19 protein-coding genes and 1 pseudogene are annotated in these 18,825 nt (G+C 67.1%); 9 read left to right on the plus strand and 11 right to left on the minus strand.

Going from position 1 to position 18,825, the window contains the following annotated elements:
* Positions 1-60: 60 nt before the first annotated feature.
* The 8 genes from era to hrcA form a co-directional block, all read right to left on the minus strand.
* The gene (era, locus tag L5G32_RS11720) at positions 61-978 is read right to left on the minus strand and encodes a GTPase Era (protein ID WP_237011205.1); all 918 of its coding nucleotides are present in this window, start codon (positions 976-978) and stop codon (positions 61-63) included.
* Complete coding sequence (locus L5G32_RS11725; protein WP_237011206.1) at positions 975-2,324, minus strand: hemolysin family protein; 1,350 nt, start codon at positions 2,322-2,324, stop codon at positions 975-977. The genes era and L5G32_RS11725 overlap by 4 nt, the downstream gene beginning before the upstream one ends.
* Before the next feature lie 6 nt (positions 2,325-2,330).
* A complete protein-coding gene (ybeY, locus tag L5G32_RS11730; protein ID WP_237011207.1) occupies positions 2,331-2,876 on the minus strand; it encodes an rRNA maturation RNase YbeY in 546 nt (181 codons plus the stop codon).
* Positions 2,873-3,937: a PhoH family protein gene (locus L5G32_RS11735; protein ID WP_237011208.1), complete on the minus strand. Its 1,065-nt coding sequence runs from the start codon at positions 3,935-3,937 to the stop codon at positions 2,873-2,875. The genes ybeY and L5G32_RS11735 overlap by 4 nt, the downstream gene beginning before the upstream one ends.
* Positions 3,938-4,045: 108 nt before the next feature.
* Positions 4,046-4,813, minus strand: coding sequence for an alpha/beta hydrolase family protein (locus L5G32_RS11740; RefSeq protein ID WP_237011209.1), 768 nt, complete (start codon positions 4,811-4,813; stop codon positions 4,046-4,048).
* Between the two features lie 3 nt (positions 4,814-4,816).
* Complete coding sequence (locus L5G32_RS11745; protein ID WP_237011210.1) at positions 4,817-5,569, minus strand: 16S rRNA (uracil(1498)-N(3))-methyltransferase; 753 nt, start codon at positions 5,567-5,569, stop codon at positions 4,817-4,819.
* Positions 5,566-6,726 carry a molecular chaperone DnaJ gene (gene dnaJ, locus L5G32_RS11750; protein ID WP_237011211.1) on the minus strand — a complete coding sequence of 387 codons (1,161 nt, stop codon included), beginning with the start codon at positions 6,724-6,726 and terminating at the stop codon, positions 5,566-5,568. Before dnaJ ends, L5G32_RS11745 begins: the two co-directional genes overlap by 4 nt.
* Positions 6,727-6,833: 107 nt before the next feature.
* Positions 6,834-7,868, minus strand: coding sequence for a heat-inducible transcriptional repressor HrcA (gene hrcA, locus L5G32_RS11755; RefSeq protein ID WP_237011212.1), 1,035 nt, complete (start codon positions 7,866-7,868; stop codon positions 6,834-6,836).
* Between the two features lie 76 nt (positions 7,869-7,944).
* Between hrcA and L5G32_RS11760 the strand changes: the two genes are divergently transcribed.
* Complete coding sequence (locus tag L5G32_RS11760; RefSeq protein ID WP_237011213.1) at positions 7,945-8,466, plus strand: type II toxin-antitoxin system VapB family antitoxin; 522 nt, start codon at positions 7,945-7,947, stop codon at positions 8,464-8,466.
* 13 nt (positions 8,467-8,479) lie between these two features.
* Here L5G32_RS11760 and L5G32_RS11765 read toward each other — a convergent pair whose 3' ends face one another.
* Both L5G32_RS11765 and L5G32_RS19390 read right to left on the minus strand, forming a co-directional pair.
* Positions 8,480-9,196, minus strand: a complete 717-nt coding sequence (locus tag L5G32_RS11765; protein WP_237011214.1) for an HD domain-containing protein — start codon at positions 9,194-9,196, stop codon at positions 8,480-8,482.
* Entirely contained in the window at positions 9,193-9,780 is a 588-nt protein-coding gene (locus L5G32_RS19390; RefSeq protein ID WP_308192037.1) for a TetR/AcrR family transcriptional regulator, read from the minus strand. Before L5G32_RS19390 ends, L5G32_RS11765 begins: the two co-directional genes overlap by 4 nt.
* A gap of 32 nt (positions 9,781-9,812) precedes the next feature.
* On the opposite strand from L5G32_RS19390, the pseudogene L5G32_RS11775 reads away from it, so the two are divergent.
* A pseudogene (locus tag L5G32_RS11775) lies at positions 9,813-10,166 on the plus strand (PaaI family thioesterase); the annotation flags it as partial.
* Between the two features lie 27 nt (positions 10,167-10,193).
* Here the strand turns inward: L5G32_RS11775 and hemW are convergent.
* Positions 10,194-11,414 (minus strand): radical SAM family heme chaperone HemW, encoded by a 1,221-nt coding sequence (gene hemW / locus L5G32_RS11780; protein WP_372491687.1) that lies wholly within the window; start codon positions 11,412-11,414, stop codon positions 10,194-10,196.
* 346 nt (positions 11,415-11,760) lie between these two features.
* On the opposite strand from hemW, the gene L5G32_RS11785 reads away from it, so the two are divergent.
* The 7 genes from L5G32_RS11785 to L5G32_RS11815 form a co-directional block, all read left to right on the plus strand.
* A complete protein-coding gene (locus L5G32_RS11785; RefSeq protein ID WP_237011217.1) occupies positions 11,761-13,476 on the plus strand; it encodes a nitrite/sulfite reductase in 1,716 nt (571 codons plus the stop codon).
* 7 nt (positions 13,477-13,483) lie between these two features.
* Entirely contained in the window at positions 13,484-14,269 is a 786-nt protein-coding gene (locus L5G32_RS11790; RefSeq protein ID WP_237011218.1) for a phosphoadenylyl-sulfate reductase, read from the plus strand.
* The gene (gene cysD, locus L5G32_RS11795; protein WP_237011219.1) at positions 14,266-15,219 is read left to right on the plus strand and encodes a sulfate adenylyltransferase subunit CysD; all 954 of its coding nucleotides are present in this window, start codon (positions 14,266-14,268) and stop codon (positions 15,217-15,219) included. The genes L5G32_RS11790 and cysD overlap by 4 nt, the downstream gene beginning before the upstream one ends.
* Positions 15,219-16,541 carry a sulfate adenylyltransferase subunit 1 gene (locus L5G32_RS11800; protein ID WP_237011220.1) on the plus strand — a complete coding sequence of 441 codons (1,323 nt, stop codon included), beginning with the start codon at positions 15,219-15,221 and terminating at the stop codon, positions 16,539-16,541. The genes cysD and L5G32_RS11800 overlap by 1 nt, the downstream gene beginning before the upstream one ends.
* The gene (locus L5G32_RS11805; protein ID WP_237011221.1) at positions 16,541-17,272 is read left to right on the plus strand and encodes a sirohydrochlorin chelatase; all 732 of its coding nucleotides are present in this window, start codon (positions 16,541-16,543) and stop codon (positions 17,270-17,272) included. The genes L5G32_RS11800 and L5G32_RS11805 overlap by 1 nt, the downstream gene beginning before the upstream one ends.
* Positions 17,273-17,404: 132 nt before the next feature.
* Positions 17,405-18,220 carry a hypothetical protein gene (locus L5G32_RS11810; protein ID WP_237011222.1) on the plus strand — a complete coding sequence of 272 codons (816 nt, stop codon included), beginning with the start codon at positions 17,405-17,407 and terminating at the stop codon, positions 18,218-18,220.
* A partial coding sequence (locus tag L5G32_RS11815) for a helix-turn-helix domain-containing protein (RefSeq protein ID WP_237011223.1) occupies positions 18,207-18,825 on the plus strand: 619 nt, incomplete at its 3' end. The genes L5G32_RS11810 and L5G32_RS11815, both read left to right, overlap by 14 nt.

The raw sequence follows: 18,825 nt of genomic DNA on the forward strand, positions 1-18,825 counted from the left end.
TCGACCCTTCGACTCGCTTCGCTCGCTCAGGACAGCGCTCCGCTCGACCAGCGGGAAGGGTCAGAACCCCAAGCGGCCCAACTGCTTCGGGTCGCGCTGCCAGTCCTTGGCCACCTTCACGTGCAGGTCGAGGTACACCTTGGTGCCCAGCAACCGCTCGATCTGACCGCGGGCCACGGTGCCGACCTGCTTGAGTCGCGCCCCCTTGTGCCCGATGACGATGCCCTTCTGACTGTCGCGTTCGACGAACAGATGCGCGTACACGTCGATGATCTCCGAGTCGTCACGCGGGACGACCTCTTCGATCACGACGGCCAACGAGTGCGGAAGCTCGTCCCGCACGCCTTCGAGCGCGGCCTCGCGAATGAACTCGGCCATGAGGACCTGCTCGGGCTCATCGGTGAGCTCACCGTCCGGATAGAAGGCGGGCCCCTCCTCGCAGAGTGAGACGAGGACGTCGGAGAGAGTGTCGAGCTGGCGTCCCGACTTGGCCGAGCACGGCACCACTTCGGCGTCGGGCCCCATCAGCGCGGACAACGCCATCAGCTGCTTGGCGACCTTCTCCGGACCAACCCGGTCGATCTTGGTGACGATTCCGACCTTGCGGGTCTTCGGCGCGACAGACTTCACCTGTTCGACGATGAGGCGGTCGCCGGGGCCGATCGCCTCGTCGGCGGGGATGCACACACAGACCACGTCGACTTCGGAGTAGGTATCGCGCACCAGGTCGTTGAGGCGCTGACCGAGGAGCGTGCGCGGCCGGTGCAGACCCGGAGTGTCGACGAGGATGAGCTGAGCGTCGGGCCGGTTCACGATCCCGCGGATGGCGTGCCGCGTGGTCTGCGGACGGTTCGACGTGATGGCGACTTTGTCGCCGACGAGCGCGTTCGTCAACGTCGACTTGCCGGTGTTCGGCCGGCCGACGAAACAGACGAAACCCGAACGGAATTCGGGTTGCGACGACGTGGGGTTGCTCAAGCGGACTCTCCGATCGATGTGTCTTGCTTCTGGTGCAGCGTATCGTCATCGCCCCACTCCTCGCGGACACCGTCCTCCGAGTGCTTCTTGCCACGTCGGACGACGACAGTCGTGATCCGCTGGCGCCCCGACTTGGTCGGACCGCCTTCGGCGGTCAGCTTGAGCCCGTGCGATTTCACCTTCGCGCCGGGCAGCGGAACGCGGCCGAGACGCAGACCGAGCAGTCCGCCGACGGTCTCGACTTCGTCGTCGTCGATCTCGATGTCGAAGAGTTCACCGAGATCCTCGACGGGCAGCCGTGCCGACACCCGGTACTTGTCCTCGCCCAGCTTCTCGACGGGCGCCACTTCGTCGGTGTCGTACTCGTCGGAGATCTCGCCGACGATCTCCTCGAGAACGTCCTCGATGGTGACGAGGCCTGCGATGCCGCCGTACTCGTCGACGAGGAGCGCCATGTGATTGCGCTCGGCCTGCATGCCTTCGAGGACGTCGTCGAGCGGCTTCGAATCGGGAACGAACTGCGGTTCCCGCATCACCTCGCCGACGTCGAAGCCCGCGACCGACAGCTTCGGCAGCATCTTCTCGACGATGTCCTTGAGATACACGACGCCGACGACGTCGTCGGGGTTCTCGCCGATCACCGGGATACGGGAGTGCCCGGACCGGACCGCAAGACTCATCGCCTGGGTTGCGGACTTCTCGGCCTCGATCCACACCATCTCTGGCCGCGGCACCATCACCTCGCGGGCGTTCGTGTCGCCGAGGTCGAAGACGGACTGAATCATTCGGCGTTCGTCGTCGTCGACGACGCCCTGCTCCTGCGCCAGATCCACCACTTCGCGGACTTCCACTTCCGTCGCGAACGGGCCGTTGCGAAACCCCTTGCCGGGAGTCAGCGCGTTACCCATGAGGATCAAGACCCGCGTGACGGGCCGCAGCACGACGCCGATCGCGGTCAGCACGGGTGAGGCGATCAGCGCGATCGAGTACGCGTGCTGGCGGCCGAGGGTGCGCGGGCCGACGCCGACCGCCACATAGGAGACGAACGTCATGGCGAAAATGGTGACGAGCAGTCCCCAACCGGTTCCGAGGCCGTCGACGGCGATCACGGCGACGAGACCGATCGCGGCAGCTTCGCAGAACACGCGGAGTAGGACGGCGAGGCCCACGTACGTGGCGCGCTGCTCGAGGACGACGCGGAGCCGCTTGGCTCCACCGCGCTCGTCTTTGACCATGTCGTCGACGCGGGCCGCAGACACGGTCTGCAAGCCGACGTCGATGGCCGCGAACACGCCTGCGATGAATGCCAGTCCAGCGGCCGCGACGAGGAAGACGATGTCTCGCATCACAGGTCAGCGCCCGCCCGTGCCGTCGGCGAATCCGGTGTTGCGGAGCAGTCGCGCATCGCGTTCGGCTTGAGCCTGGAGACGGACACGGTCGTCGCGCGCCGAATACCAGTCGACGATGATCTGGCCCTGAAGCCCGAACATCTCTTTCTCTTCGTCCGGTTCAGCGTGGTCGAACCCGAGAAGATGCAGCACCCCGTGCACCGTGAGAACGGCGACCTCGTGCTCGAAGCTGTGCCGCTGGCTCTTGGCCTGGCCCGCGGCGAACTCTGGGCAGATCACGATGTCGCCGAGCATCGCCGGACCGGGGTCGGCAGCGTCGGGGCGTCCGCCCGGAGTGAGCTCGTCCATCGGGAAGCTCATGACGTCGGTCGGCCCGGGCAGGTCCATCCACTGCACGTGCAGTTCGGCCATCGTCTCCGAGTCGACGAGTGTGATCGACAGTTCGGCGCCGGGATGGACTTCCATCCGGGCCATCGCGAAGCGCGCGGCTTCGATGACGAGGTGCTCGGGCACGTCGACGCCCGACTCGTTGAACAGTTCGATGCTCATCGGCGGTGCCCTCCGTCGGATCGACGCATGCCGTCACGGCGGGCTGCGCGGTTCCCGTGCACGTCCCCGGTCGCCCCGCGACTCTCGGCTTCCTCCGCGCGGCCGTACGCGTCGACGATGTCGGCGACGAGCCGATGTCGGACGACGTCAGAGCTGGTCAGTTCGGCGAAGTGGATGTCGTCGATCCCGTCGAGGATGCGCGCGGCGACCCGCAGGCCGCTCTTCGCACCGCCCGGCAGGTCGATCTGCGTGGCGTCGCCGGTGACGACCATCTTGGCTCCGAACCCGAGGCGCGTGAGGAACATCTTCATCTGCTCGCCGGTCGTGTTCTGCGCTTCGTCGAGGATGATGAACGCGTCGTTGAGCGTCCGGCCGCGCATGTACGCGAGCGGCGCCACCTCGATCACGCCCGCCTCCATGAGCTTCGGGATCGCCTCCGGATCCATCATGTCGTGCAACGCGTCGTACAGCGGACGCAGATACGGGTCGATCTTCTCGCTGAGAGTGCCGGGCAGGAAGCCGAGCCGCTCCCCCGCTTCGACGGCGGGCCGCGTCAGAATCACGCGACTCACCTCTTTGTTCTGCAGCGCCTGGACGGCTTTGGCCATCGCGAGGTAGGTCTTGCCGGTGCCCGCGGGCCCGATGCCGAACACGATCGTGTTCTTGTCGATGGCGTCGACGTAGTGCTTCTGGTTGAGGGTCTTGGGCCGGATCGTCTTACCGCGCCGCGACAGGATGTCCAGGCTGAGCACCTCGGCGGGCGACTCGTTGGACGCGGACAGGATCGACAGGCTCTGCCGCACCAGGTCCGGAGTCAGCGTCGTCCCACCGCGCACCACCTTGACCAGTTCGGCGATGACCCGCTCGGAGGCTGCGACGTCGGCAGGCGCACCCTTGAGCGTGATCCGATTGCCGCGGACATGGATGTCGGCCGGAAGCTGCGCTTCCAGGGTTCGCAGGTTGACGTCGGTCGCGCCGAGCAGTCCCAATGCAAGATCTTGCGGGACTTCGATCTTCGAAGTCGCTGCCGCGTCCGCCGGGTCGCGGCTCATCTCACTCATTCAGCCCGTCACTCACTAAAATCCGTCACTCCTCGACGTTCGTCTGGACTCCCGCACGTGCGGGAACGACTTCATTCTATCGCCGGACAGATCGGACGCCATCGGTGATCAGATCCCCAGCACACGCAGCGTCTGCCTCGTGGCAGCCGACTTCGGATCGACGAACGCGTCATGCCCCTCGCCGGGCACCTCGTACAGAACGGCCGATTGACCGCGGACGGTCGCATCGGCGACGTATCGCCTGCTCATCGCGATCGGCATCGATTGGTCGCCGACCGTGTGGATCACCGCGACCGTCGAGTCGAACGGCTCTTGCTCCGACGGCGACGCCTCTCGATAACGGTCCGGGATCTGGGCGAACGGCGCGCCCATCAGGTCGACGACCGACGGCCGGTCGAACGCACCGGTCTCGGTGAAATCGAGTACCGGCGACTGCGCGATCACCGTCCCGAACGTGAACCGCCGGGTGGCTCCGCCCAGTCGGGCCGCCGAGTACACGGCGAGTTGACCGCCCGCCGAGTGTCCGACGACCGCCGCGTGCGCGTGATCGACGGTGATGTCGGCCGTCGCGAGCTGATCGCTGACCGGACCGTCGAGTGCGCTGAGGGCGTCCACCACGTCGCGCCCGGTCGTCGGCCACCCGCCTGCTTCCTCACCGACCCTGCGGTACTCGACGTTCCACACGACGGCTCCGCGTTGCGCGAGCAATCGGGCGAGACCGGTGTAGACGACGAGGGAGTACTCGGTGGACCAGTAGCCGCCGTGGATCAGGACGACGAGCGGCGCAGGTCCGTCGCCACGTGCGGTCTCGGCCGGGAGGTACAGGTGGCCGTACGTGCTCGGTGCGTCCCCGTACGGAATCTTGATGCGGCGCACTGGTCAGCGGCTCCACCGGTCGGTGACTGCGCCCAGAGCGCCGAGGGCGACCGCGCCCGCCGCTGCCGTTCGCAGCACTTCGGGACCGAGGACGACCGACTGTCCGCCGAGCGCCGTCAGATCGGCGATCTCGGCGGGATCGAGGCCTCCTTCGGGTCCGATCACCAGGACGATCTCCGGTGCGTCTGCGAAATCGAGCGAACGGAACGGCGTCGCACCCTCTTCGTGGAGCAACGCGACCATTCCGCCGTCGCCCACGACGCGCGCGCAGCGGGCGCGTACGTCCATCGTGGTCGCCAGGTCGGCGACCTCCGGGATCCACGGACGACGCGCCTGTTTGGCAGCCGTCGCCGCTGCCGACCGCCATTTGTCGACGCCGCGCTCGGCCTTCGATCCAGCCCAGCGGGCGACGCACCGCGACGCCTGCCACGGCACGATCACGTCGACGCCAGCCTCGGTCATGAGGTCGACGGCGAGTTCGCTTCGCTCCGATTTCGGCAACGCCTGCACGATGGTGACGAGCGGCTTCGGACGGGTGACGAACTCGACGCGTCCGACGCGTACCGACAGCCGGTCCTTGCCCGACGTGTCGAGCACTTCACAGTCGGCGAACGTGCCTCGCCCGTCGCCGAGGATCACCGTCTGCCCGCGCCTGATGCGCGTGACGGTGACCGCATGTCTGCCCTCCGAGCCGGACACCGTCGCCTGCTCACCGGCGGCGGCGACCTCGTCGACCCAGAAGAGCGGCGGGGTCATCGGCCTGCGAAAGCGTTGCGCAGCTTGGAGAAGAGCCCACCGGATCCGGCCGATTTCGACGTCGTGCTGACGAGTTCGACGTCGTCGTCGATTGCTTCGCGCAGACTGTTGAGCAGTTCGGTCTGGGTCGGGTCGAGCTTGCGTGGCACGACGACGTCCAGGTGCGCGTGCAGGTCGCCGCGCATCCCGGTGTTCAGATGCGGCATGCCGTGACCGCGCACCTTGACGACGGCTCCCGGCTGGGTCCCCGCATCGACGACGACCGTCCCGACACTGCCGAGCACGGTCGGCACCTCGATCTCCGTTCCCAGTGCGGCGTCGGCCATCGGGACACGGACGGTGCAGTGCAGGTCGTCGGCGTCACGGACGAACACGTCATCGGATGCTTCGCTGACCTCGACGTAGAGGTCGCCTGCCGGTCCGCCGCCGGGCCCGACTTCGCCCTGCCCGGTCAGGCGGACGCGCATGCCTTCCTGCACGCCTGCCGGGATCTTGACGGTCAGGGTGCGGCGCGATCGGACACGTCCGTCGCCTGCGCACTTGAGGCACGGGTCGGGAATGGTCTCGCCGACGCCGTGGCACTCGGGGCATTCGCGGACGGTCATGACCTGGCCGAGGAACGAACGCTGGATCGCTTGGATCTCGCCCGCTCCCTTACAGGTCGCGCACGTCACCGGCTTGGAGTCGTTCCGCGTACCCGAGCCGGTGCAGGTGTCGCACAGGACCGCCGTGTCGACGGTGATCTCCTTGCGTGCCCCCTCGGCGATCTCGTCTAGATCGAGAGTGACGCCGACGAGGGCTGCTTCACCTGGGCGGACGCGTCCACGTGGGCCGCGACCGCCGCCGAAACCGCCGCCGCCTCCGCCGCCGAAAAAAGTCTGGAAGATGTCACCGAGGCCTCCCGAACCGAACGGGTCGCCACCGAAACCGCCTGCGCCGCCGGGCCCCGCGAGCGGGTCGCCGCCCGCGTCGACCACTCGGCGCTTCTCCGGGTCCGACAGCACCTCGTAGGCGGTCGTCACCTCTTTGAAGCGGTCCTCTTCGTTCGGGTTGACGTCCGGATGCAGTTCACGAGCGAGCTTTCGGTACGCGCGCTTGATCTCTTGATCGGTCGCGCCGCGAGCGACGCCCAGAGTTCCGTAGTAGTCACGAGCCACAGTGAATACAGTCCTTACGCTTCACATAGTTCCATCGGTCGGCATAGTCGCTTCGACCAGCCGAATTCCCGTTCGACCAGTCGGGCTTCGTCTCGGTCGCCGAGTAGTCATCGGTCGGCGAGCACTTCGCCGACATATTTCGCAACTGCTGCCACCGACGCGATTGTTCCCGGATAGTCCATCCGAGTGGGTCCCACCACACCGACGCTGCCGAACACAGTGCCCGAAGCACCGTACCCGGTAGACACCACCGAGGTGTTGCGCAGGTTCTCCGTGTTCGTCTCCTTGCCGATCTGAACCGTCACCTGCCCGGTGCGCTGGGTGTGCGCGAGCAGTTTGAGGACGACGACCTGCTCCTCGAGTGCTTCGAGCACGGTGTCCATGCCGCCGGTCGCGGGCGTGAAGTCCGCGGCCGACCGTGCCAGATTCGACGTCCCGCCCAGCACGAGTCGGTCTTCGCCCTGTTCGACGAGCGTCTCCACCAGTACCGTCGCGATCGTGACGACGGGTTCCTGCAGTTCCGGCGGAGCCTGCGAAGCGAGTTCGGCCACCGCGACGGACGCGTCTTCGAGCCGTTGACCGTCGAGCGCCTGCGAGAACATGGTCCGCAGCCGGGCGAGCGTCTCGTCGTCGATGACCTCGTGGACGGCCACCATCCGCTGCTCCACTCGGCCGGTGTCGGTGATGACGACGAGCAGCAGCCGCGACGGGCTGAGGGCGACGATCTCCAGATGGCGGACCCGCGCCGTCGACAGCACGGGGTACTGGATGACCGCGACCTGACGGGTGAGTTGCGCCAGTAGCTTCACACTGCGCCGGAGCACGTCGTCGAGGTCGACGCCGGAGTCGAGGACTGACAGGATGGCGCGACGCTCGGCCGATGACAGTGGTTTGATCTCGCTGATCCGGTCGACGAACAGGCGGTATCCCTTGTCCGTGGGGACACGGCCCGAGCTCGTGTGCGGCTGAGTGATGTACCCCTGCTCTTCGAGCACGGCCATGTCGTTGCGGACGGTCGCGCTGGACACTCCCAGGTGATGCCGATCGACTAGGGCCTTCGACCCGATCGGTTCCTGACTGTCCACGAAATCGGTGACAATGGCGTGGAGAATCTCAAAGCGGCGGTCATCTGTTACCGACACGGGGCGCCTCCTCGCGCTGTATGCATACAGTGGACTACGACCATTCTACGAAACCGGCGGAAAGACCAGGAGGGCGATGATCTTCAAAGGGGTTCACGAGGGCAGGCCATACCCCGATCATGGTCTCTCCCCGCGTGATTGGGCCAAGATACCGCCCCGCCAGTTTCGTCTCGACCAGCTGACCACGGTGACGACGGTGCTCGCACTCGACAAACTGCTCGCCGAGGACTCCACGTTCTACGGCGACTTGTTCGCGCACATCGTTCAGTTCGAGAACGTGATGTACCTGGAGGACGGGTTGCACCGGGCCGTCCGGTCCGCATTGCGGAATCGGACGTTGATTCACGCTCGCCTGTTCGACCTCGACGCCCACCTGGCGAGCGTCGGCACGCCCTCGGGGCGCGACGCGTCTGGCTTGGAGACGACGGAGCCGCTGCAACCGGTGTCCGCTCCGTTCCCAGTGAGTCAGGCGTCTGGACTCACGACGTCGGGCTTTCAGACCTCTGGCAGTCACGCGACCGCGAGTCATGTGGCCGAAAGCTCGCTGCCCGTGCATCCGCAGCGGAAACGAACCGGCGCTCACCGCATGCCGGAGTGAGACGCAGCGCGGGTCACCTCGGTGATCGCGGCGCCCCGCGCGCGAGCGGATTCGACACCAACGGCAGACGTGCTCCCGCACGCCACAGCACGGCTGCGGCGGAGCGCGGGCGACGTCGGACCTCGACCCGCATCGCGGCGCCGAACTCCTCCCGGAATCCCTCGCGAGGGTGGGCTGTCTCCGTCGCCGTCACCAGTTTCGCGTCGAGTTCGCGGAGCCGGTAGCCGACCACGTCGAGATTCACCGCACAGTGAAGACTCTGCGCAACCGGTTCGTCGGGCTCGCGCGGATGGAAGTGGACGGCGATCGCATTCCTGATCGCCTCGGCGTCTTCGACCGTCCGGTGCCGCGCGACGAGACGCGCCGCAGCCTCGCCGCCGATCGCGGCGAAGCATCCGAAACCGGCCACGTCGGGACCGCCCAGTGCCAGGTCGTGCAGCATCGCGGCCGCCCAGAGCTGTTCCGGATCGACACGCAGGCCGTCGATCGCGGCGAAGGCTGTCGACCATTGAAAACACCGGTAGCTGTGGGCGAGAACGGCGGGTGAGAGTTCGTCGACGGCGCACTCGACGACCTCTCGTGCGTACCGCGAATCCGGTGGCCGGACCAGCTCTCCGCCCGCCTCGTGCGGGACGCGGTGGAGGTACCCGGGAACGGCGCGGGTCGCCGCAGCCGTCCCCGTGACGGCGACGACGACGCACTGACTCATGGTCAGCTCACCGATCCTCATCGGCCGGCAACCCTGGCCGCGAGTTCGGACCGCACCGTGGCGAGGATGGCGTCGACCTCTGATGCCGATGCGAACCCCTGTGTCCGAAGAGCGATCAAGCCGTTCACCGCACTCCACAGGCGGAGAGCTTCGGCCCGGGCCGTCCGCGGGTCCGACGACGATGCGGACACCGCCTGGGCGAGGACTCCGCCGAGCAGCTCGTGTACCCGCCGCCGGGCCTCGACGAACAGGTCCGAGTCGTCCGGCCCCAAGTCCGAGAGGCCGAGGATCCGGAAGGCCGCCGGCCGAGCGGTATGGAAGCGGAGGTAGGCGTCGAACACGGCGAGCTCCACCGGTTCCTCGGCTCCGGCGATCGCCTCCGTCATCTCGTCGGCGTGCACGCTCGCGATTCGGCAGGCCAACGCCGCGTAGACGTCGGCCTTGCCGCCGGGGAAGTTGGCGTAGATCGAGCTGAGCGCCACGTCCGCGACCTCCGCCAACTCGTCGACGGAGGTCTGCCGAAACCCCCGGCTCGCGAACAGATCTGCGGCGGCGTCGAGGACCGCCGCGTGTGTACGGCGTCGCCGACGGTCAGTCGGCTCGATGACTCTTTCCCACGTCGCCGTTCGTCTCGACGCTCGGGGTGGAGATCATCGACCTCGGCGAGGGGACAGCACGCCTGCGAATGCCGTTCCGCGACACCAACACAACCGTCGGCCCGATGATCCACGGCGGTGCGATAGGCGCCTGCGTAGATCTCGGCGTCATGGCGGCCGCGTGGTCGGGCACCGCGCCGGCACCCGAGCAGCCGAGGGGCGTCACCGTGTCCATGTCGGTCAACTTCGTCGCACCCGCGGTCGACGACGACGTCGACATCGTCGCGACCCGCTTGAGGAAGGGCCGCAGACTGTCGCACTGCGCTGTGGAGATCCGCACCCGGTCCGGCGATCGCCTCGTCGCGACGGGCAGCGGCGTCTACCAGATCGGGTGAAGCCGACTCGGGGTCACCCGAGGACGCTCAATCGAGGATGTCCCGGACCACGCCATCGGCGAGCAACCGTCCGCGGTCGGTGAGCACGTAGGCGTCGCCGATGCGTTCAAGCAGACCGGACACGACGGCGACGTCGGCGCGTGCACGTTCACGGTCGTCGAGCAGATCTGCGGCGAGGCCCTCCCGCATCCGCAACCGCAGCATCACTGCCTCCGTGTGCGTGTCCTCGGCACTCAAGATCTCCTGGCCCGCGACGGGCAGTGCACCGTCGGCGAGCGACGCCGAGTACGTCGCCGGGTGTTTCTGGTTCCACCAACGGACACCGTTCACGTGCGAGTGCGCACCCGGTCCGATGCCCCACCAATCATCGCTGCGCCAGTACATCTCGTTGTGCCTGCACGCCGACTCCGACTCGGGAAGTCCGGAGTCTGCTTGCGCGCGGGCCCAATTCGACACCTCGTACCAAGTGAGTCCAGCCTCGCGGAGCCGTTCGTCGAGCATCTCGTACCGGGCGGCGAGGACGTCGTCGTCGGGCATCGGCACCTCGCCTCGTCGAACCTTACGAGCGAACGCGGTGCCGTCCTCGACGATGAGCGCATACGCGGACACATGGTCGATGGGCACCGACAGCACCGCGTCGATCGACGCGGCCAGGTCGGCGTCGGTCTCCCCCGGCGTCCCGTAGATCAAATCCAGGTTGAGGTGCTCGAAACCGGCGTCGGCGGCCTCGCGGGCGGCGTCGAGTGCTCGCCCCGGCGTGTGCGTGCGATCCAGCACGGACAACACGTGCGGCGCAGCCGACTGCATACCGAGGGAGATGCGGGTGTAGCCGGCCTCGCGCAGCGTCGCGAAGAACTCGGGCGACGTCGACTCCGGGTTCGACTCAGTGGTCACTTCAGCCCCAGGCGCGAGGTCGAACGAGTCGCGCACCGCGTCGAGGAGATCCGCGAGACCGTCGCCGCCGAGCAGTGACGGCGTCCCGCCGCCGACGAAGATCGTCGAGACCTTCCTCACAGGCGACAGCAGTCCCGCAGCCGCGTCGAGTTCCTTGCGGACGCCCTCCATCCACGACTGCGGCGACGACGATGACCCGAGTTCGCCCGCCGTATAGGTGTTGAAATCGCAGTATCCGCATCGCGTCGCACAGAACGGGACGTGCAGGTAGAGACCGAACGGACCAGTGTCGACGGTGCTCAACGCTGCCAGAGCCTGTTCGGAGAGGGGCTCGGGGGCCTGTCGATTCACCACACCTCCATGATGCACGGCGGCGCTCGACCAGCACGTGTTGCGCTCGACCGGCCGGCGACAGAACACCGTTCAAGGGTTTAAATCTCATCGTGAGCGAAAATATTCCCAAGTAGACGGCTTACAGTGGCCCGTGGCATGATGGATCTCGTGACTTACCCCGGAGTGTGGCTCGCCGAACGGCGGCACATCGATCTCAAGCGCGTCAACAGCGCATTCTGTCGGCTCTGACCGACGATCACTCCGGCATCGCCGCTTCGATGCGGCGCGCCGAGTTCACGTCACTTCACCCCTGAGTAACAGCCCACCGTCGTGCTGCCGTTTTCGCAGCACGCCATCAGGAGATCCGATGACGCTCACGTCAACCGAGTCGGCCGAGCAGACCCCTGCCGCCGCAGCACCCAAGAGGGCGCGCCCCAAGAAGCGAAAGTCCGAGGGCCAGTGGGCTCTCGGCTACCGCACCCCGCTCAATCCCAACGAGCAGTCCAAACGCGATGACAACCCGCTCAACGTTCAGCGGCGCATCATCGACATCTATTCGAAGGTCGGATTCGACGGCATCGACAAGGCCGATCTGCGTGGACGTTTCCGTTGGATGGGGCTCTACACCCAGCGCGCCGACGGCTACGACGGCACCTGGAGCCACGACGACAACATCGACGTCATCGAAGCCCCGTACTTCATGATGCGCGTGCGCACCGACGGCGGACAGCTCACGATCCCGCAGGTCCGCGCCTTGGCGGGCATCTCGCGCGACTTCGCACGCGGCACCGCCGACGTCACCGACCGGCAGAACATCCAGTACCACTGGATCGAGATCGAGAACGTCCCGGAGATCTGGCGTCGCCTCGACGAAGTCGGCCTCGAGACCACCGAGGCGTGCGGCGACTGCCCGCGCGGAATGCTCGGCTCCCCGCTCGCCGGACTCTCCGTCAACGAGGTCCTCGACGCGAGCCCCGCCCTCGCTGAGATCAAGCGCCGCTACATCGGCAACCCCGAGTACTCGAATCTTCCGCGCAAGTTCAAGACCGCGATCTCCGGACTGCAGGACGTCGTCCACGAGATCAACGACGTCAGCTTCGTCGGCGTCGAACACCCCGAACACGGGCCCGGCCTCGACCTGTGGGTCGGCGGCGGTCTCTCGACCAACCCGATGCTCGCGCAGCGCGTCGGCGCCTGGATCCCGCTCGACGAGGTCCCGGACGTGTGGGAAGGCGTCGTCGGCATCTTCCGCGACTACGGCTACCGTCGCCTGCGCTCCAAGGCACGCCTGAAGTTCCTCATCAAGGACTGGGGCATCGAGAAGTTCCGCCAGGTCCTCGAGGACGAGTACCTGCACCGCAAGCTGATCGACGGCCCGGCTCCGGTCGCGCCGACGCAGCCGATCGACCACGTCGGTGTCACGAAGCAGAAGAACGGCAAGGTCGCGGTCGGGTTCTCCGCCGTGTCCGGTCGTCTCTCGGACACCATCCTCGACGCAGTCGCCGACTCCGCAGAGAAGGTCGGCAGCGACAGCGTCCGACTCACCCCGTACCAGAAACTGGTCGTGGTGAACGTTCCCGACGACAAGGTGACCGAGCTCGACGCCGACCTGTCGGCCGTCGGACTGCAGTCCCGTCCGTCCAACTGGCGACGCAACCTGATCGCCTGCACCGGCCTCGAGTACTGCAAGCTCTCGTTCACCGAGACCCGCAGCCGCTCACAGCAACTGGTGCCCGAGCTGGAGACCCGCCTCGCCGAGCTCAACGAGGGGCTCGACGTGCCGATCACCATCAACTTCAACGGCTGCCCCAACTCCTGCGCCCGAGTGCAGGTCGCCGACATCGGGCTCAAGGGCCAGTTGATCGACGACAACGGCACCCCCGTCGAAGGCTTCCAGGTGCACCTGGGCGGCAGCCTCGGCACCGACATCGGATTCGGCCGCAAGCTGCGTCAGCACAAGATCTACGCGTCCGAGGCCAACGACTACATCGAGCGCCTGGTCCGCAACTTCATCGGCGACCGCACCGAGGGCGAGCGCTTCGCCGAGTGGGCCGGGCGCGCCGACGACGAGAAGCTCAGGTAGGGACATCATGACCAAGGATCTCGACTCCGCTCGATCAGCGGAAAGCACCGCTCGATCAGCGGGAAGCACAGCGGAGAAGAACATCGACGAACTGCGGGCGATCGCCGAGGCGGGCGCGCAGCAGCTCGGACCGGACGCTACCGCGGAGGAACTGCTCCGTTGGACGGCGCAGACCTTCGGTGCCGACTTCGTGATCGCCGCGAACATGCAGGACGCAGTCCTCATCGACGTCGCGAAGAAGGCGATCGACCCGGCAGCGATCGACGACCAGAGGCTCAAGGCGCTGTTCCTCGACACCGGTTACCACTTCGCCGAGACCATCGGCACGCGGGACGCGGTCACCGACGTCTACGACCTCGAGCTGATCAACGTCACACCGGAGCAGACCGTCGAGCAGCAGGACGCGCTCGTCGGGAAGAACCTGTTCGCGTCCGACCCCGGCGAATGCTGCCGGCTGCGCAAGGTGGTTCCGCTCAAGGGATCTCTCGCACCGTTCAGCGCGTGGGTCACCGGCATCCGCCGGGTCGAGTCCCCCACCCGCGCCGAGGCTCCCCTGATCTCGTTCGACGAGGGCTTCGGATTGGTCAAGATCAATCCGCTCGCCGCGTGGACCGACGAGCAGTTCCAGGACTACATCGACGCGCACGGCGTCATCGTCAACCCGTTGGTCGACGAAGGCTACCCCTCCATCGGGTGCGAGCCGTGCACCGTCAAACCCAAGGCCGGAGAAGATCCGCGCAGCGGCCGTTGGGCCGGGCGCACCAAGACAGAATGCGGGTTGCACGCGTCATGACCATTTCCGACAACACCCCGATCACGCCGCTCGACCGCACCCTGACGGTCGACACGGACGAGTTCACCACTCTCGACGCACTCGAATCGGAGTCGATCCACATCTTCCGCGAGGTCGCGGGCGAGTTCGAACGACCGGTGATCCTGTTCTCCGGCGGCAAGGACTCCACCCTGCTGCTGCACCTGGCGCTCAAGGCTTTCTGGCCCGCTCCGCTGCCGTTCTCGCTGCTGCACGTGGACACCGGCCACAACCTGCCCGAGATCATCAAGTTCCGCGACGAGATCGTCGAACGGCACAACCTGCGTCTGCACGTCGCGAAGGTCGAGGACTACCTGGCCGACGGGCGTCTCACCGAGCGTCCCGACGGCATCCGCAACCCCCTGCAGACCATCCCGCTGCTCGACGGCATCACCGAGAACCGCTTCGACGCGGTATTCGGCGGCGCTCGCCGAGACGAGGAGCGGGCCCGTGCCAAGGAGCGGATCTTCTCGCTGCGCAACGCGTTCGGACAGTGGGACCCCAAGCGTCAGCGCCCTGAACTGTGGAACCTGTACAACGGTCGCCACGCCCCGGGCGAGCACGTGCGCGTGTTCCCGCTGAGCAACTGGACCGAACTCGACGTCTGGCGCTACATCGCCCGCGAGCAGGTGCTGCTCGCTCCGCTGTACTACGCGCACGAGCGCGAGGTGTACGAGCGCGACGGCATGTGGATGACGTCCGGCGCGTGGGGCGGACCGCGCGAAGGCGAGACCGTCGAGACCCGCATGGTGCGGTACCGCACCGTCGGCGACGGCTCGACGACCGGAGCCGTCCTGTCCGACGCCGTCGACAACGAATCCGTTCTGGCCGAGGTCGCAGCGTCGCGCCTCACCGAGCGCGGCGCCACCCGTGGCGACGACCGCGTCTCCGAGGCCGCCATGGAAGACCGCAAGCGCGAAGGATATTTCTGATGACTGCTCCCCACACCGGTCTCGCCCCGGCCCCCGACCTGCTCCGCATCGCCACCGCGGGCAGCGTCGACGACGGCAAGTCGACACTCGTCGGCCGTCTCCTGTTCGACACGAAGTCGGTGCTTGCCGATCAGATCGACGCCGTCACCAAGGCGTCCGTCGACCGCGGCATGGACACCCCCGACCTGTCGCTTCTGGTCGACGGGCTGCGTGCCGAGCGTGAGCAGGGCATCACGATCGACGTCGCCTACCGTTACTTCGCGACTCCGAACCGGTCGTTCGTCCTCGCCGACACCCCCGGTCACGTCCAGTACACGCGCAACACCGTGTCGGGCGCGTCCACCGCGCAGCTCGTGATCCTACTGGTCGACGCCCGCACCGGCGTCGTCGCCCAGACCCGTCGCCACGCGGCGGTCATGGCACTGCTCGGCGTCCCGCGTCTCGTGCTCGCCGTCAACAAGATCGACCTCGTCGACAATGCGGCCGAGGTGTTCGCGCAGATCTCCGCGGACTTCAACTCGGTCACCGCGGCTCTCGGATACTCCGCCGAGCAGGTTCAGGAGATCCCGGTGTCGGCGCTGCACGGCGACAACGTGGCGATCAAGTCGGAGAACACGCCGTACTACGACGGCCCGACCTTGATCGAGCACTTGGAGACGGTGCCGAACGTGATCGACCGCAGTCCGGTCGGGCTCCGGTTCCCGGTTCAGTACGTGATCCGCCCGCGCACTCCCGAGTACCTGGACTACCGCGGATACGCGGGTCAGATCGCTGCCGGTCGCGTGTCGGTCGGCGACGAGATCGTCATCGCGCCCTCGGGCATCCGTTCGACGATCGCGAAGATCGACACGGCCGACGGCGAGCTTCAGACGGCCCACACCGGCCGTAGCGTCACGCTGTTGCTGACCGACGACGTCGACGTCTCCCGCGGCGACTTGATCGCCTCCGTCGACGACGCTCCGGAGCCTGCTCAGGAGTTCTCGGCGACGGTCTGCTGGCTGGCGGAGAAGGCGTTGCGCCCCGGCGCACGCCTGCTCCTCAAGCACGGGACCAAGACGACGCAGGTCATCATCGGCTCGCTCGACGCCCTGTTCGACGAGCAGAACCTCGCTGTGCTCGACGCCCCGGAGTCGTTGGAGCTCAACCAGATCGGCCGCATCTCGTTGCTGACGGCCGAGCCGATCGCCGCGGACGACTACCAGGTGGACCGCGAGTCGGGCAGCTTCCTGATCATCGACCCGCAGGGCGGAAACACCCTGGGCGCGGGCCTGATCGGCGATGCTCTCGCTCCGCTGCACCTGTCTGAGGCCGCAGCAGTCTGATGAGTACGACTCTCGTGCTCGCCGCACACGGCAGCCGAGACCCGCGTTTCGACGCGACCGCTCGCCGGGTGGCCGACGCCGTGCGCGTCGGTCTGCCCGGCGTGCGCGTCGAACTGGCCTATCTGGACTTGACCGAGCCGTTGATCGGCGACGTGCTCGCTCGTCTGTCCGGCGACGCCGTCGTGGTTCCGCTCCTGTTCGGCAACGGCTTCCACGGCAAGATCGATCTGCCCGCGATGCTCGCGGACGCCTCCGCGTCGAACCCGGCGTTGTCGGTGCGACAGACCGAAGTGGTCGGCGTCCACTCCCCGGTCCCCGCACTGGTGGATCGGCTCACCGAGGCGGGGCTCAGTGACGACGACGGCGTGCTGATGATCGCGGTCGGCTCATCGGATCCGACGTCGGACGCGTCGATCACGGCGCGCTCGGACGAGCTCGCCGCTGCCCTCGGACGGCCCGTCGAATTGGTGTTCGCGACTCGGATCGGGCACGACGGATCCGTGGTGCGCGACGCCGTCGACGCACTGCTGGCGCGCGGCTGCTCGCGGATCGCGCTCAGCCCGCTGTTTGTGTCCGCTGGCCTGCTGACCGAGCGCGTCGAGCGCGTCCTCGACTCCCTCGACGCTCCTGCGCTGGTCGCGGGCCCGGTCGGCGCACATCCCACATTGGTCGATGCGATCGCCGCGCTCTACACGGCGCACGCCGCGGTCGCACCGGCCGTCTCCGCTTAACGCTGTAGTTTGCTGCCACATAGTGGCAGTGATCTACAGCGTTAAGGATCTACAGCGTTAACGTCCGACGCGTGTTCGCCCCTGTGGATAACGTGCTGTACACATCGGCGGACCGTGGCGATGATCCTGGGTATGCGCGCACCGCCCGAGATCGCGGATCTCCCGCAAAGGCAGGACGGTGTCGTGTCACGCAAGCAGGCCCTCGAGTGCGGCTGCACCGCGGCCGATGTGCGCCGCAGACTTCGGCGCCGCGAATGGGCGACGATCTACCCGGGCGTGTACGTCGATCACACTGGTCCGCTGACGTGGCGCCAACGAGCGTGGGCTGCAGTCCTCGACGCGTATCCCGCTGCGCTCTGCCACACGTCCGTGCTGCCCGACCCCGGCGACACGATTCACATCGTCATCGAGGCAGACCGCAAGGTGGCCAGTCGCCCAGGGGTCGAAGTCCATCGTCGGACGGGACTGCAGCCGCATGTCGCCTGGAACATGTGCCCGCCGCGACTCCGAATCCACGAGGCTGTCCTCGACATCGCAGCGTCGGCCCGCAGTGAGACCGAGGCGATCGCCGTCCTCGCAGACTCCGTGAATGCGCGGATCACCGCTGTCCCGCAGTTGCGGCAGGCACTGGCCGCCCGAGCGCGAATGCCGCGACGCGCCCTCGTCGTCGCTGTGTTGACGGACATCGCCGGCGGCACGTGCTCGATACTGGAACACCGGTACCTGACCGGGGTGGAACGGCCGCACGGATTGCCAGTGCCGGTCAGACAAGCCCCGACTAGCTTCGGTCGCAAGGGTTTCCGCGATCTCGACTATCCAGACTGGGGAACCGTCGTAGAACTGGACGGGTGGCGGTTCCACGACACGGCGGCCGACCGTGACCGGTGGATTCAAGTGGTCGTTGCAACGCCTTCACCAGTGAGGGTGTTTCGAGATGGACCGTTTTGAGCAGTGTGAGAAGGCTGTGCGGTGGTACGGGGCGGGTGTCCCGGCCGCGGAGATCGCGAGCCTTGTCGGAGTAGCGGGGTCGGTGCAGGTGTACGCACTCCTGCAGGAGGCCGGGTATCGGGCCGGGATCGGGTACGGGCCCCGCACGATAGTCACCGACGACGAGGTGATCGCCGCCTATCTGGCGCGTGGCTCGATCAAACAAGCCGCGCGGGTGGCCGCGATCTCGCAGGCCAAGACCCGCCGGATCCTGGTGGAGGCCGGACTCGTCCCAGCGGTACCGCGCCCGTATCGACGGTGGCGGGTGCTCGAGCGGGCGCCGTGGGATCGCGGGCCGGGCACCGCGCCCGAGACTGAGAGTGTGATGGCGCGCGAGATCGCGGTACTGCAGTCGGCTATCACTGAGCAGGTGAATCCCTGCACGCTGTCTTCTCCGAGCCGATTGTTGACCCTGGCCGATCGGCTGGTGATCGCCGACGGCCTGATCCACCACTGGTCCTACGCCAGGATCGGTACGGCGATCGGTAAACACAAATCGACCGTGAGCCGCGAAGTCCGTAACCACAGCGTCAACGGGCACTACCTGCCGTATCAGGCCGATCATG

Origin of the sequence: Gordonia zhenghanii, from assembly GCF_021738965.1 — a bacterium.
In the GTDB taxonomy this organism is placed as follows: Bacteria; Actinomycetota; Actinomycetes; order Mycobacteriales; family Mycobacteriaceae; genus Gordonia; species Gordonia zhenghanii.

What these genes read in the sequence shown, in the direction of transcription:
- L5G32_RS11725 (WP_237011206.1), bottom strand. Translation starts at nt 2,324, where the DNA reads ATGCGAGACATCGTCTTCCTCGTCGCGGCCGCTGGACTGGCATTCATC.
- ybeY (WP_237011207.1), bottom strand. Translation starts at nt 2,876, where the DNA reads ATGAGCATCGAACTGTTCAACGAGTCGGGCGTCGACGTGCCCGAGCAC.
- L5G32_RS11735 (WP_237011208.1), bottom strand. Translation starts at nt 3,937, where the DNA reads ATGAGTGAGATGAGCCGCGACCCGGCGGACGCGGCAGCGACTTCGAAG.
- L5G32_RS11745 (WP_237011210.1), bottom strand. Translation starts at nt 5,569, where the DNA reads ATGACCCCGCCGCTCTTCTGGGTCGACGAGGTCGCCGCCGCCGGTGAG.
- L5G32_RS11760 (WP_237011213.1), top strand. Translation starts at nt 7,945, where the DNA reads ATGATCTTCAAAGGGGTTCACGAGGGCAGGCCATACCCCGATCATGGT.
- L5G32_RS11765 (WP_237011214.1), bottom strand. Translation starts at nt 9,196, where the DNA reads ATGAGGATCGGTGAGCTGACCATGAGTCAGTGCGTCGTCGTCGCCGTC.
- L5G32_RS11785 (WP_237011217.1), top strand. Translation starts at nt 11,761, where the DNA reads ATGACGCTCACGTCAACCGAGTCGGCCGAGCAGACCCCTGCCGCCGCA.
- L5G32_RS11790 (WP_237011218.1), top strand. Translation starts at nt 13,484, where the DNA reads ATGACCAAGGATCTCGACTCCGCTCGATCAGCGGAAAGCACCGCTCGA.
- cysD (WP_237011219.1), top strand. Translation starts at nt 14,266, where the DNA reads ATGACCATTTCCGACAACACCCCGATCACGCCGCTCGACCGCACCCTG.
- L5G32_RS11800 (WP_237011220.1), top strand. Translation starts at nt 15,219, where the DNA reads ATGACTGCTCCCCACACCGGTCTCGCCCCGGCCCCCGACCTGCTCCGC.
- L5G32_RS11805 (WP_237011221.1), top strand. Translation starts at nt 16,541, where the DNA reads ATGAGTACGACTCTCGTGCTCGCCGCACACGGCAGCCGAGACCCGCGT.
- L5G32_RS11810 (WP_237011222.1), top strand. Translation starts at nt 17,405, where the DNA reads ATGCGCGCACCGCCCGAGATCGCGGATCTCCCGCAAAGGCAGGACGGT.